Annotated in this window: 14 protein-coding genes; 4 read left to right on the forward strand and 10 right to left on the reverse strand. The window is 38.1% G+C overall.

Annotation, left to right across the window (positions count from 1 at the left end; genetic code table 11):
- The first annotated feature begins 46 nt into the window (after nt 1-46).
- The 3 genes from RTK36_RS07635 to RTK36_RS07645 all read left to right on the forward strand — a co-directional run bounded on the left by RTK36_RS07635 (nt 47) and on the right by RTK36_RS07645 (nt 2,931).
- Nucleotides 47-676: a CatB-related O-acetyltransferase gene (locus tag RTK36_RS07635; RefSeq protein WP_312045869.1), complete on the forward strand. Its 630-nt coding sequence runs from the start codon at nt 47-49 to the stop codon at nt 674-676.
- A 263-nt stretch (nt 677-939) separates the two neighbouring features.
- The gene (locus RTK36_RS07640; protein WP_312045871.1) at nt 940-1,596 is read left to right on the forward strand and encodes a TetR/AcrR family transcriptional regulator; all 657 of its coding nucleotides are present in this window, start codon (nt 940-942) and stop codon (nt 1,594-1,596) included.
- 75 nt (nt 1,597-1,671) lie between these two features.
- A complete protein-coding gene (locus RTK36_RS07645; RefSeq protein ID WP_312045873.1) occupies nt 1,672-2,931 on the forward strand; it encodes an MFS transporter in 1,260 nt (419 codons plus the stop codon).
- Nucleotides 2,932-3,181: 250 nt separating this feature from the next.
- On the opposite strand, the gene RTK36_RS07650 is transcribed toward RTK36_RS07645, so the two are convergent.
- From RTK36_RS07650 to RTK36_RS07690, 9 genes are all read right to left on the reverse strand, one after another.
- Nucleotides 3,182-4,144 (reverse strand): lipoate--protein ligase, encoded by a 963-nt coding sequence (locus RTK36_RS07650; protein WP_312045875.1) that lies wholly within the window; start codon nt 4,142-4,144, stop codon nt 3,182-3,184.
- A complete protein-coding gene (gene lpdA / locus RTK36_RS07655; RefSeq protein WP_312045877.1) occupies nt 4,137-5,828 on the reverse strand; it encodes a dihydrolipoyl dehydrogenase in 1,692 nt (563 codons plus the stop codon). Before lpdA ends, RTK36_RS07650 begins: the two co-directional genes overlap by 8 nt.
- Before the next feature lie 59 nt (nt 5,829-5,887).
- The gene (locus RTK36_RS07660; RefSeq protein WP_331654988.1) at nt 5,888-6,238 is read right to left on the reverse strand and encodes a carboxymuconolactone decarboxylase family protein; all 351 of its coding nucleotides are present in this window, start codon (nt 6,236-6,238) and stop codon (nt 5,888-5,890) included.
- Nucleotides 6,239-6,428: 190 nt separating this feature from the next.
- Nucleotides 6,429-6,866 carry a MarR family winged helix-turn-helix transcriptional regulator gene (locus RTK36_RS07665; protein ID WP_312045880.1) on the reverse strand — a complete coding sequence of 146 codons (438 nt, stop codon included), beginning with the start codon at nt 6,864-6,866 and terminating at the stop codon, nt 6,429-6,431.
- An 802-nt stretch (nt 6,867-7,668) separates the two neighbouring features.
- Entirely contained in the window at nt 7,669-8,055 is a 387-nt protein-coding gene (locus RTK36_RS07670) for a RidA family protein (RefSeq protein WP_312045882.1), read from the reverse strand.
- A gap of 21 nt (nt 8,056-8,076) precedes the next feature.
- Nucleotides 8,077-8,604, reverse strand: coding sequence for a 2-oxoacid:acceptor oxidoreductase family protein (locus RTK36_RS07675; RefSeq protein ID WP_312045884.1), 528 nt, complete (start codon nt 8,602-8,604; stop codon nt 8,077-8,079).
- Nucleotides 8,604-9,350, reverse strand: a complete 747-nt coding sequence (locus RTK36_RS07680; RefSeq protein ID WP_312045886.1) for a thiamine pyrophosphate-dependent enzyme — start codon at nt 9,348-9,350, stop codon at nt 8,604-8,606. The genes RTK36_RS07675 and RTK36_RS07680 overlap by 1 nt, the downstream gene beginning before the upstream one ends.
- Before the next feature lie 15 nt (nt 9,351-9,365).
- Entirely contained in the window at nt 9,366-10,412 is a 1,047-nt protein-coding gene (vorB, locus tag RTK36_RS07685; protein ID WP_312045888.1) for a 3-methyl-2-oxobutanoate dehydrogenase subunit VorB, read from the reverse strand.
- Between the two features lie 13 nt (nt 10,413-10,425).
- Nucleotides 10,426-10,638, reverse strand: a complete 213-nt coding sequence (locus tag RTK36_RS07690; protein ID WP_312045890.1) for a 4Fe-4S binding protein — start codon at nt 10,636-10,638, stop codon at nt 10,426-10,428.
- A gap of 420 nt (nt 10,639-11,058) precedes the next feature.
- On the opposite strand from RTK36_RS07690, the gene RTK36_RS07695 reads away from it, so the two are divergent.
- Nucleotides 11,059-11,859: an IclR family transcriptional regulator gene (locus RTK36_RS07695; protein WP_312045893.1), complete on the forward strand. Its 801-nt coding sequence runs from the start codon at nt 11,059-11,061 to the stop codon at nt 11,857-11,859.
- Between the two features lie 300 nt (nt 11,860-12,159).
- On the opposite strand, the gene RTK36_RS07700 is transcribed toward RTK36_RS07695, so the two are convergent.
- Nucleotides 12,160-13,341, reverse strand: coding sequence for a M20 metallopeptidase family protein (locus tag RTK36_RS07700; RefSeq protein ID WP_312045895.1), 1,182 nt, complete (start codon nt 13,339-13,341; stop codon nt 12,160-12,162).
- Nucleotides 13,342-13,620: the final 279 nt, after the last annotated feature.

The raw sequence follows: 13,620 nt of genomic DNA on the forward strand, positions 1-13,620 counted from the left end.
CAGTTACTGGAATAGTGCACTAAAAAATAAAACTTAGGAGGTTTTTATGACTATTCCAGATAAAATATATCCAAGAACACACGATACTGAAACAGTATATTTAAAAAATGTAATCACAAACCCAAACATTATTGTTGGTGATTATACCATGTACAATGACTTTGTTTCCGACCCCGTAAAGTTTCAGCAGAACAATGTGCTTTATCATTATTCAATTAACCAAGACAAGTTGATTATCGGCAAATTCTGTTCTATTGCCTGTGGCGCAAAGTTCCTTTTTACCAGTGCCAATCACACACAAAAATCCCTTTCGACCTATCCATTTCCCATCTTTTTTGAAGATTGGGATTTAGACAAAAAACACGTTGCCTCTGCATGGGACAATAAAGGTGATATTGTTATCGGCAATGATGTTTGGATCGGTTACGAAGCGGTAATATTGTCTGGCGTTCATATTGGTGATGGTGCCATTATCGGCACAAGAGCCGTAGTTACAAAGGACGTCCCTCCATATACGGTGGTTGGCGGTATTCCTGCAAAAGAAATAAAAAAGCGTTACCATGACGATACCATAGAGAAATTGCTGGAAATCGGCTGGTGGAACTGGCCTTATGATAAGATACAGAGATTTCTACACCATATTATGAATGGCGAAGTTGATAAGCTATATCCTTAAATTTTAATCCAGAATGCAAACAGACTCCCAACAACAGGAGTCTGTTTTTTTCTATATATAACCATGGTTCTTATCAAGTAAATGCCCTAAAAAAGGAATAGACCCCATTGATGTTTGACCACACAATATCGCTGGCTTTCTATCCAAAAAAGTTTATAAAATAAAATGATTTGCTTTTCATTCTAAAAAAATTCTTGACAAAGCTAAACTATCGTTCTACACTCTATACATACCAATGGTATGTATAGAGAAAGAGGTGTACTATGGCACGTAATAAATATCCTGAGGAGACCATACGGTTGATACTGGACGTGGCACAGCGGCTGTTTCTGGAAAAGGGTTATGATAGCACTTCCATTCAGGACATTATTGATGGCCTTGGTGGCCTTTCCAAAGGGGCCGTTTACCACCACTATAAGTCCAAGGAAGAGATATTCAACGCAGTGGGCGACCGCTATAATGAACAAGTCATTTGTGAATTAAAAGCCATCCGAGATGATTGTTCCCTTACCGGCTATGAAAAGCTGAAAAAAATGTTCTGTCAGTCTCTATCAAATTCAGATCGTGAAATCGTTTTTACAGTGGCACCCAATATGCTTGAAAATCCAAAACTGCTAGCCATGCAGATGCGTGAAATTTTTTCAGATGTTGTCCCCCACTATGTGCAGCCTGTCATGGAGCAAGGCATAGCGGATGGTTCCATCCAGACTGCGTATCCAAAGGAGCTTTCGGAGGTCATCATTATGCTGACTAACCTTTGGCTCAATCCGTTGGTGATTAACACAGACGCGGATAGCATGGAAAAACGAGTGCACTTTTTCAATTTGTTATTGAAGAACATGGGAATAGAGTTGATCGATGAGCAAATGCTGAAATCCTACCGACATTACTGCAACCTGGCAAATCAAAAGCGGGAATAAATAACTGCCCAACGAGGGCATTTATTTTTACCCATATACATACCGACGGTCGGTATCTAATTAGGAGGAGATTATATGACATCAAAACTGTTTCAAAAAGATTTTTTAATGGTAGTAGTGGGGCAGATTATTTCTTTATTCGGAAACAACGTCCTGCGCTATGCACTACCCCTTTATTTGCTCAACAAAACCCAATCAGCAGCACTCTACGGTATGGTAATGGCAGTGTCATTTCTACCCATGCTGCTACTCTCGCCGGTAGGCGGTATCCTAGCTGACCGAGTAAACAAACGAAACGTAATGGTTTGTTTAGATTTTTTCACCGCATTTTTGATGCTTTTTTATGTAATAAGCGTCAACAGCTTGCCCCTTGTTCCCCTGCTCATTGCCGTGTTGATGATTCTCTATGGCGTTCAGGGAGCTTATCAGCCCACGGTACAATCGTCACTGCCATTGCTAGTACCACCCGACAAGTTGATGGCGGGAAACGCTGTTATTAACATGGTAAATTCTCTGGCAGGAGTGATAGGGCCAGTGCTTGGGGGAATAATCTTTGGTTTTTTTGGTATTAAGCCAATATTATATCTCAGCATTGTCTGCTTTTTTCTATCTGCAGTTATGGAAATTTTCATTCACATACCATTTGAAAAGCGTAATTTTGAAGGGAGTGTACTCTCTCTGGTAACTTCTGACCTAAAAGAAAGCTGGCAATTCATTCGCCAAGACCGCCCAGAGATTGGGCAGGTGTGCCTGTTGCTTGCCACAATTAATTTAATCTTTTCTGCACTGGTTATTGTAGGATTACCCATTGTCGTCACCAGTCATCTAGGGTTTGATCAAGCCACAGGAAACCGACTTTATGGATATGCAGAGGGCGCACTAGCTGCTGGCGGGCTATTAGGGGGGCTTCTCTCAGGCGTCATTGGACATAGATTAAAAGTCAGCCAAGGATCAACGCTGCTTTTCTTTTGTACGGCTACCCTACTCCCTATGGGCCTAGCTCTGAGACTGCCAATAGGGTCAGTACCCGCATATTTCCTTATTGTCTGTTTCTGTTTTATTATGATGGCTATTTCAACACTATTAAGCGTAGAAATGATTACCTATGTTCAGAAGATTACACCTTCTAACCTTACTGGCAAAGTTATGGCTTTGCTCTTGTGTCTGGTCATGAGCGGAAATCCCATCGGGCAGGCAGTCTATGGTGTGTTGTTTCAATACTTTTCAACTCAGGTAGCTTACATTTATTTCGGTGCATTTACAGTCTGTCTCGGATTATGTATAGTCTCCCGCATTGTGTTTCGCCAGATGAATGACAATATAATCAAATCTTAAAATAACAAAACTCAGATACATAGTAATATGTTCCCAATATAGACAAACAAAATAAAAGCAATCTCCCCACAGAATTGCTTTTGTTTAACAATATAATGATTTTCAGTAAGCGACAGTGTCCATGATACAATGTAAAAGAAAAAATGAGTCTTAACACTCATAAGACTCATTTTTTACACTAAAATTATGTCTGCATTTAAACTGCTTTTACAGAACAAATAGGAATCTATCCATAACATACTTACCAATTTTAAAACAGTTGTTCTTTACCCTGTTGAACGGATACAATCAACGGGATAATCTCATCGTAATCAAATTTTTTGTTTTTTATGGCGCTTTTTATTTTTTGAGGTAAATCAACATCTAAAGCGTCGGTGGCAATCTCAGCTTCAACAATATAACCATCCTTCACAAGAAGATATAAATCTATCTCGCCCCAGGAAAACCGCTCCGAAACATGAAGATTGAACTCAGGAGAGGAACCAAAATTCCAATCCCAGCTCTCAAACCTCTTTATTCTCTCCTGAAAAGTCTCCCCATCTGCAAAATTATGTCCCTTGAAATCGTCATTAACACACTCTATATCAGAAGCCTTGCTGTCGGTTAAAAATTCACTGGTCAAGGAATCTATAAGGGTTTCAGCTGTAATCGTGCGTTTTAGCTCCTTAAGATTTTTCACTCTGGCCTTTACAGAATCTATCCCTTTGGAGCGCAATTTTTGCTCAGAGACTGTTAGAAAGCGGCTTAATTTTTCTAAATTAGAATCAATCAGCAAAGTCCCATGGTGGCAAAGAATATTGTTTTCTACAAAAAATGCATTTCCCGATACCTTGTATTCCTGCACCAGAATGTCATTTTTCCCGCTGAAAACAGCATCAATTCCATTGGCTGCCAAAGCGCTGATAATAAAATCAATATTCTCCTCTACTTTTTTCTCGGAAAAAGATGAAATAAATGTGTAATTTAAATTCCCCAGATCATGATAGACGGCTCCGCCGCCTGACAACCGTCTAACAAGTTTTCCTCGCTGATCGTTCAATTCCTGTAAATTACATTCCTTCCAAGGGTTCTGATTCCGTCCTATTACAACTGTATTCTCATTTTGCCATAAAAAGAGAATCTTTTCATGTTCGCCAGCATTATGGACAAGATATTCTTCAAAAGCAAGATTGAAATATGGATTATTGCTTTGTGAAAGATAAACCTTATACAAAATGAATAGCCTCCCCAGTAATACCTAATATGGCCTCATGCACAGATTCTGCCGTAGTTGGATGGGCAAAAACAAGGTGGCTGAGGGTTCGATAGTCCGTCTTATTTTGAATATAATAGGTGAAATTCGAAACGAGATCCGTTGCTCCCGGCCCAATTACCGCTGCTCCCAAAATTCTATGGTCTTCTTGGTGATAAAGTATTTTTACAAATCCTTTTTGTTCTCCCTGGCTTAATGCCTTTCCATTTGCAATAAAAGGAAACTTACTTGTTTGATATGAAATGCCCTGACGTTTTGCTTCCTTTTCTGAAAGACCAACCATGCCAATCTCCGGAGATAAAAAAACGGCACTTGGAATGGCAGAATAATCCATGAAGCTTGCTTTCCCCATACAATTTTCAGCAGCAATAATACCCTGGTGGCTGGCAACGTGAGCCAGTTGCATTTTATTGGTGATATCACCAATTGCATAGATTCCCTCCTTCGAGGTAAGCATATGTTCATTCACTTCAATTCCATTTTGTTTTGCATTTAAGGCAACCCCCAGCTCCCCAAGATTGATGGCGGTTAAATTCGGCCTTCTGCCAACTGACATAAGAACGGTTTCTCCAACAACAAAGTGTTTTTCTCCTTGAGAGAAACCAGTGATTGCTTGCCCATCTTCCGCTAAGGATATTTCCTCAACTTTTGCTTTCGTGTATAGTTTTATCCCTCTCTGTTTGCATTCTTCTGTTATCACCTCAATGATATCTCCATCAAAATTCGCCAAAATATCATCAAGGAACTCTATAACTGTTACCTTACTTCCAAAAGAGTTAAAGATAAACGCAAACTCCATTCCAATTACACCGCCCCCCACAATGGTAAGCGACTCAGGAACCTTATTAAGACTTAGAATTTCTTCGTTCGTAAATACCACTGGTAAATCTGCTCCGGGGATATTTAGTCTTGATGGAGATGAACCTGTGGCAATAATCATGTTCTTCGCCTGGATAGAGGCTTCGATTCTATTATTTTTCACAAAAATCAAGTCTTTTGTTACCGTTGCCTCTCCTTCTATAAAACGTATTTTCCAGTAGTCCAAAAGAGAATGAATCCCGGTGGATAAGCTTGAAATCACTTCGTTCTTTCTGCTTACAATCCGCCCCATATCAATAGCCATCTCTTGGGCTTTTATGCCAAATTCAGTGCTTCTATGCATTTCATCATAAAGATGTGCGCTTTTTACAAAGCTTTTTGTGGGAATACAACCAGAGTTCAAGCAGGTACCACCAATTTTATTTTTTTCAATCAGTACCACGTTACCCCCTAATTGTGCTGCTCTGATTGCCGCAACATAGCCTCCAGGGCCACCGCCAATTACAACAACATCACAGGTAATATCTTCTTTCCTAGGCTTTGCAAGCCCAAAACTGTAGCCTTTCTTTGTCTGCTCAGGTGCTTTATTGACTTTTTCACCATCTATTTCCGCCACCGTTTCTCCGACTTTAACCAATTGGCCTTCTTCAATCAATATGTTTTGTATGGTTCCTTCGTATTCAGACTTTACTAGAAAATTGCCTTTCTTGGATTCCGTATTAAATAAACCATCACCCACTTGTATTTTTTGACCAACTTTCATCAAAATTTTCCCCACTTTTGCACTTTTATCATCACCTGATAATTTATTCAGTATGATTTGCATCGGTATCCCTCCTTGAAAAAAAGGAGCGGTTTATTTAAAAAAACGCTCCCTGTTTATATTTATTTAAATTCGTTTTCAAATTCTGCAATGCTCTCTTTTAGCAAAGTAACGGAGTATGCCATGGATGGACCACCACCAAAAGCAACAGCAACCATAGCGGATTCTAAGATTTCTTCCTTTGTTGCACCGGCTTCAAAAGCTTTATAGGTATGGTAAACAATGCAATATTCGCATCTAGTATAGCAAGCAATTCCTACACTCATCAATTCTTTGGTCTTCACGTCTAACGCCTTGGGTTCGTAGGCAGCCCCAAGCAGCCCCATAAAAGCATTCACCATTTCACCATTTGTTTCACCAAGGCTTCCGAGCCCTCCAACAAAGTTGTTCAATATTTCTCTTACATTTGCCATCACAATTCCTCCTTTAAACTTTTCCAAATTAATTAGCATACTTACTTTTAGTATGTTTACTATTAGTATAGCAACTCATTTATTACTTGTCAATCTAAAACAAAAACCTTTTCAATAACAGACAGCGATTATTCTATTTTTGCATAATAAAAAATGACCTTTTACAAGGCCATTTTTCATATTTATTATTCTATTGATTTTTCTCTATATTATTTAGCATTTTATTTAAAACATTATGGAAAATTTCTACTTCCTCATCTGAAATATTTTCTAACAGTAAATCACTAAATTCTTGCCCATAGTGCATTAGCGTCTGAGCCTTAAGCCGTCCGGCTTCCGTAAGCTCTAAAATTTTCATTCGTTTGTCTTTTTGGTTTTCAATTCTTCGAATCAAACCATCTCTTTCCATTCTATCTATCAGTCTTGCTAGAGAGGGATCCTGAATATTCATCAGCGCGGCCAAATCCTTCTGGCTCATTTCTTTTTCCGTATTTATCAAAAAATATAGAGCAATCCATTGTATTCTGGTTGATCCATATTTTATCATGCGTTTATTGAAATCCTCGGTGACTGTCTTAATTGCCGACGTAGTTACAAAGCCAATACATTTTGATAAATCAAAGTCCACTTGTTTGATTACCTCCTTATGATCATAGAAGAAACTCTATTCTATGCCATTCTATCAAAAGAACGAAAAAGGTGCAAGTTTAAAATCAGTATTTCTCAGCACCTCAACAATAATACGTAACACCCAATAGGGTTTAATGGATTCTGTAATTCGCAACAGCACAAAAAAAGAACAAATAACAGCTGATAAATGGCATGAAAAGTCTGAAACGCTTTTCGTTCGTTTTGTCTGCACAACGCCGGAGGCTTTGATGTCATAGCTTTCTTAAAAATATTCATTTTATCCCTTTCCACAAGGAGCTTTCAACTCAAAGCAATTACTTACATTTATGTATTTCTCCAAAACCTTGGACAAAGTATCGATTCTTACCTTCAAATGAAGCTTGATACCTTTATATCCAATACATCTAAGGAAACACGCTTCCTTCGAAAACTTCTTATTTTTATAGCAATAAAACCTCCAAACTGAGCAATAATCATTGCTTGCGACAGCTTGAAGGTTTCATAATTGGGAAGAACTTCAGTTACCAGGAATAGGTATTATTCAGACCCAGGGTCTAGCCATATTTTGAAGTTGCTAACCCCAGATTTTTTTCTCGTTTGTTTAACCCCTATTCCCCTGATTGATTGTCTAAGTAAATTTCAAAATTTGAATTAGGATATTTCATTCAAATCAGCCGTGGAACCGCAATGAAACTACCACGTAACGGGCGCCAGATGAATTGTATTTACGATTAAGGAAATATTGGCTTGGCACATACAGCCAAATCTTGTCCATTGTTCCCATATATTATCCTATGCAATTAGTCTAAAATAGCAATGCCATCTATTTCAAGATGTGCTCCGCCCATAAAGTCTTTCACTGCCATAGCAATTCTTGCCGGAGGATTTATAGGGAAGTATACTTTGTAAATTTCATTAAACTCAGCAAGCATACTTAAATCTTTTACATAAACCTGCATTTTAACAATATTTTCAAGGGTGCCACCTGCGGCTTCAATTGTATGTTTGATATTCTCAAGAGCCGCTTTTGCCTCTATTTTAATATCACCATTACCGACAATTTCGCCGGTTACTGGATCATCACCACAAGCGCCAGCAAGAAACACCAAGTTTCCGTGCTTGACGGCCTGTGAATACCAAGCTGTAGGTTTTGTGGCCTTATCGGTATAAACCATTTCGTTTTTCAAAGAATCTTCTCCTTTCTAAAGTTATTCCTTTGTAAAGAAATAGCCTGCCTCCAGCGCTTGAATATTCACTTCAACCAACTGAGGCTTCATTTTCTTTTTCAATACTTTTCGAACTTCATCAAGATTAACTACATCAAGAGTTTTAATAACCGCACCTAACGCCACCATATTAGAGGATTTTGCGCTACCAATCTTTGTTGCAATTTCAGTAAATGGTATCTCAACCACGTTAATGTCTATTCTTTTTGATGCAAGGCCAATCATAGAGCTATTAATAATTAGTGTCCCACCAGCTTTGACTTTGTGTTCATAGTCTTTAAAAGATTCTTCATCCATAACAAGAATTGTATCAGCCTCAGAAATAACAGGCGAGCCGATTTCCTGAGAAAGAACAACCTGACAGCTTGCTCTACCACCTCTTTTTTCCTGACCATAAGCCGGAGCAAGGGTAACGTTTAATCCTTTGGCAGCTGCTGCTGTACATATAAGTTTTCCCATTAAAATTGTTCCTTGACCGCCAATTCCGGAAAAAATCATTTCGCTTTTCATTATTCACCCTCCTTTGGCGCTCTGAAAACTCCCAGTGGATATTGATTTAATACGCTTTCGCCAATCCACTCCAACGCTTTTACAGGTTTCACACCCCACCCTGTGGGGCAGGGAGAAATTATCTCAACAAAACTTAAACCATTATCCTCCAACTGATATTGAAAAGCTTTTCTGATGGCTTCTTTTGTCTTTTTAATATTCCCTGGGGAATTCACCGCAACCCTTTCACTATAGTAGCAACCATTCAAATTACCGATAATTTCAGCCATGTTTACAGGATATCCGGTGTTATCGGCACTTCTGCCAAATGGAGAAGTGCTGGTTTTTTGTTCCATCAATGTTGTAGGTGCCATTTGACCGCCTGTCATGCCGTAAATTGCATTATTGACGAAAATTACTGTAAACTTTTCGCCTCTAATGCCTGCGTGCATTATTTCCGCCATACCTTCGGAAACCATATCTCCATCGCCCTGATAAACAACAACCAAGTTATCCTCCAATGCTCGCTTGATTCCTGTACCTGTTGCAGGAGCTCTGCCATGCAATGCACAAATAGAGTCTACATTAAAATATCTGTCTGCATAAACTGAACAACCGATGGGCCAAATCATAATGGCTTTTTCGGATAAATTTTCTTCTTCTATTATTTCAGCAATAAGCTTATTGATAATTCCGTGACCACAGCCCCCGCAATATTTCATATATTCATCTGTAAGAACTTTCGGTCTTTCATATACTGTTTTCATCCCATCACCTCCAAATTATTTTATGTACAATTCCTTGATTTTCTCATATAGTTCCTGAGGCGTAGGTGTAATACCACCAAGTCTGCCAAAAAAATTAACCTTGTCTTTATTGTTCACATTAAGCTTAACATCCTCAATCATCTGCCCTGCACTAAGTTCAACTACAAGATATTCTTTGTCAGGATATTGATCAAATGCCTTTTTGGGGAAAGGCCACAGCGTAATGGGTCTGATCATACCAACCTTTATGCCATTCTCTCTTGCAATGTGAATTGCAGTTAGTGCAATTCGGGCAACAGAACCGTATGCTACAATAATAATATCTGCATCCTCTGTCTCGTACTCTTCCCATCTCTGTTCATTTTCTTGGATAGCATGGAATTTATCTTGCAAATCTAAGTTAAATCTTTCCCACTGCTCAGGCCCTAAGGCACAGGTAGTAATAACATTATGTTTTCTTCCCTTTGCTCCTGTGATTGCCCAATGAAAATCATTTTTAACTTCAATTTTTTCGGGTAGTTCTACGTTTTCCATCATTTTGGAAAGCATACCATCACTTGCAACCACCACGGGATTCCTGTATTTTTCTGCAAGTTCAAAAGATAATCTACCGAAATCAGCCATCTCCTGAACGGAATAAGGTGCAAGAACGATGGTATAATAGTCACCATGTCCCCCGCCCTTTACAAGCTGAAAGTAATCTCCTTGGGCTGCAAGTATATCGCCATCAGCGGGGCCCGGTCTCATTACATCTACAATTACTGCTGGCAAGCCAGCAGCTGCCATAAAGCTCATTGCTTCACAGCCAAGGCTAAATCCGGGACCAGAGGTTGCTGTCATTACTCTTTTGCCTGTTGCCGCGACACCTGCAATCATGTTAAAAGCGGAAACTTCTGTTTCAGCTTGAACAAACACCAATCCTTCCGTAGGTGCTTTTTTCGCATAATATTCAGGCATTTCACTGGACGGTGTAATTGGATATCCGAAAAAATACAAACATCCAGATCTAATTGCTGATTCTGCAAAGGCTTCGTTCCCTTGCATAAACACTTTATCTGCCATTATAATCCTCCTTTTATATGTCTTTTTCAATTGTAATTGCTGCTTCGGGACAAACGGTTGCACAAATTCCACATGCAATGCAATCCTCTAAATTTTCCGCCACTGCAGGATAGTAACCTTTTTTGTTTAACTTATCCTTTTTTCTTAAAATAGTTTTCTTGGGACAGAATGTAATGCAATATTCGCATTCCTTACAAATTTCTTCATTCACCGTTACTTTGTTCATTTCTAACCCTCACTTTCCTAATTGAAAATCGACACGGATTGTTCTAATATTTAGAACGTTGTTTGTTTATTTAGAACTACTTAAACTCATTATACAGAATGTCGTTCTAATCGTCAATATCTCAATCAAAAATTTTACATGATTATTTTAATTTTTATTTTAGGGAAGCTTGTTTACGAACTTTGAATTACTTAATTAAAAAAAGGATTTTGCTTGTATATAACAAAAATCCTTTTTTTCATATACTTTGGATTTTACATAACAGCGCTCTGGTCTAATTAACCCACCTCATTATCGTATAAGTTTTATTCTAATTATAAAAATAGTATTCTACATATTGTCACCCTCTGGTTTATGTTTACAAACGTTACAACTTCATCTATAATGAATCCAACATATAAATTTCGAGGTGACGAATAAATGACTAATTTTTTAGAAAATTCACGCTACAAGCCTAAATATCCCGTTCAGACCCTAGGCAAAGCGCTTGATGTATTGATATATATTAAAAATAATGCCTCTGCTGATGGTGTGAGCATTGCAGAATTAAGCGAGTACTTAAATATGGGCAAAAGTACAGTTCATAGACTTTTGGATACCCTTTTGGCCTATAACTTCGTAGAAAAGACATACGCCAACGCATCCTACAAGCTAGGATGGGGTATTTATGATATTGGAAGCTCTGTTCCCTTTCAGCACTCCTTAAATAACACGAATTTTTATCCTTTACTGGAGGAGCTCTGCAACGAATGTTCGGAAACAATCAACTTTGGAATTATGAATAATAACAGCGTTGTTATTCTGTACAAAGCAGAACCAAACATCAAAATCAGAGCAAATGTTAATATCGGCGGTAACGAACCCTTATACTGTACTGCCATCGGAAAACTATTTTTATCATCCTTATCCGTGCAGGAAGTAAAGGATTATTTCATTCATTCTGATATTACAAATTATACTAATAACACCATCACCACCGCAGAAAAAATGATCCCCGAACTTGCAAAAATTGCTCAAAATGGTTATTCCATTGATAATGAAGAATTTTATGCAGGTTTAATTTGTGTTGCCGTTCCTGTATATGATTATAGCGGAAAAATCGTAGCAGGCATTAGTATCAGCGGGCCATCAGAGCGAATGGTTCAGAAAAAGATTGATGATGTTTTACCCTTGCTGAAAAAATCATGCGAAAAGCTATCGATTCATTTTGGGTATAGGTAAAAAAATTCCATAAATTCCAGCCTGAATTTTATGGAATTAAAACATCTTTGCCAATTCATAATCCAAAAGTTATACCCGAAGTGCCAGACTAAGTTACTTGAATACACCAATGTCTATGCTCAGAATCATTAACCACAGTATCTTCTCCTATCAAAATAATCCCCAACTCTTCTATAAAATGAAAAGCCGCTATGATTCTTTATAAATCATAGCGGCCTTTTTGAGATTGCGTAAGATTCCATCTCAAGGATAATTGAAATACGAAATTGGATTATAAGTTCTTTCCCTAAGAAATCCGTCTCATTCATTCAAATATTTTATTGCGGCTCTAATATGCAATTCCGCACTAAATTTCATAATTTCCTCATCAATACTAAACTGTGGATGCCCTTGGGGATATATGTTCCCTTTTTCCCGATTTTGTACCCCAAGGAACGTCATAACCGATGGTACTCTATGGCTTACTTCTGCAAAATCCTCGCCCATTAATCCCGTAAAATTGTCAATGTTATACTCTGTTCCAAAAGTGGTTACTGCAGCGCTTTTCATAAGATAAACAAGATTTTTATCATTCATCAAAGAGGGGTTACTGGGAATAAACTCAACTTTGTATTCCATTGAGTAAGTATCACAAATACCTCTTATCACCCTTTTAAATGCAGACATCACCTTATCTTTGCTTTCCTTCTCATCAGGAAATAAGAATCTGATTGTCCCCCCCATTTTGACTTCGTCAGAAATAATTGTTCTAGCTGTGCCTCCTGAAATTTGTCCAATCATAATTACCATGGGATGCATAGGGTTATATTCTCTGGTTTCCAGAAATTGAAGGGCATCAATGATTTTTGCAGCACACATAATTGCATCCTTCCCTGTATTGGGTGCAGAAGTGTTACCCGATTTTCCATAAACCGTGATTTCAAATTCTTCTGTGGTTCCTAAAACAGCACCTGCAGTCAAACCTAATCTGCCAGACTCAATGGCCCCCCAATGTCTTAATGCGAAAGCTGCATCAACCATAGGGTTTTCTAAAATTCCATCATCAATCATAGAAAGCATTCCCGCTTCTTCCTCATTGGGCTGAAAAACAAACTTTATATTTCCTTTAAAATCATCACGGTGTCTAGCAAGAACCTTGGCTATCACCAACAGCACTGCCATGTCTCCATCATGACCAGAAGCATGCATTACTCCGGCAGACACCGAAGAGAATGATAGACCTGTTTTTTCCTGCATAGGCAAAGCGTCCATGCTGGCACGCATTAAGATTGTTTTGCCTGAGCCCCTCTTTCCATTTAAAATCCCAACAACACCCGTTCTAGATATATTTTTTACTTCCATATTTAATTTTTTCAGATAATCATATATTATCTTTGATGTTCTAAACTCCTTAAAACCGAGCTCAGGATTTTCATGAAAATCTCTTCTTAGCGCAATCAGCTCACTTTCAAAACCAATGACTTCTTTTTTTATATCAATCATAATCTATCTCCCCAATATTTGTTATTATAGCTGCTTTCCTTGACGAAGACATGTTCAAAAAAAGACTGCACTTATCTTTAATTATACCAAATATGATGCCATCAACCCAAACATATGAATAAACAAGCACGCCATACCTTACCTAAAATTTTTTTCCAATGTGTAGTGCAATTAAAACTACCTTAGCACATAAAACCATAATGGACAATATATTCCCCCAGCAAACTTTAAATGCCGTAATTTAAACAACATGAACAGTTTAATAGCCTACTTTTCATC

The organism is Anaerotignum sp. (assembly GCF_031981185.1).
Taxonomy (GTDB): Bacteria; Bacillota; Clostridia; order Lachnospirales; family Anaerotignaceae; genus Chakrabartyella.

Coding starts and splice junctions, on each gene's coding strand:
- RTK36_RS07635 (WP_312045869.1), top strand. CDS start 47: ATGACTATTCCAGATAAAATATATCCAAGAACACACGATACTGAAACA.
- RTK36_RS07640 (WP_312045871.1), top strand. CDS start 940: ATGGCACGTAATAAATATCCTGAGGAGACCATACGGTTGATACTGGAC.
- RTK36_RS07645 (WP_312045873.1), top strand. CDS start 1,672: ATGACATCAAAACTGTTTCAAAAAGATTTTTTAATGGTAGTAGTGGGG.
- lpdA (WP_312045877.1), bottom strand. CDS start 5,828: ATGCAAATCATACTGAATAAATTATCAGGTGATGATAAAAGTGCAAAA.
- RTK36_RS07660 (WP_331654988.1), bottom strand. CDS start 6,238: ATGGCAAATGTAAGAGAAATATTGAACAACTTTGTTGGAGGGCTCGGA.
- RTK36_RS07675 (WP_312045884.1), bottom strand. CDS start 8,604: ATGAAAAGCGAAATGATTTTTTCCGGAATTGGCGGTCAAGGAACAATT.
- RTK36_RS07680 (WP_312045886.1), bottom strand. CDS start 9,350: ATGAAAACAGTATATGAAAGACCGAAAGTTCTTACAGATGAATATATG.
- vorB (WP_312045888.1), bottom strand. CDS start 10,412: ATGGCAGATAAAGTGTTTATGCAAGGGAACGAAGCCTTTGCAGAATCA.
- RTK36_RS07690 (WP_312045890.1), bottom strand. CDS start 10,638: ATGAACAAAGTAACGGTGAATGAAGAAATTTGTAAGGAATGCGAATAT.
- RTK36_RS07695 (WP_312045893.1), top strand. CDS start 11,059: ATGACTAATTTTTTAGAAAATTCACGCTACAAGCCTAAATATCCCGTT.
- RTK36_RS07700 (WP_312045895.1), bottom strand. CDS start 13,341: ATGATTGATATAAAAAAAGAAGTCATTGGTTTTGAAAGTGAGCTGATT.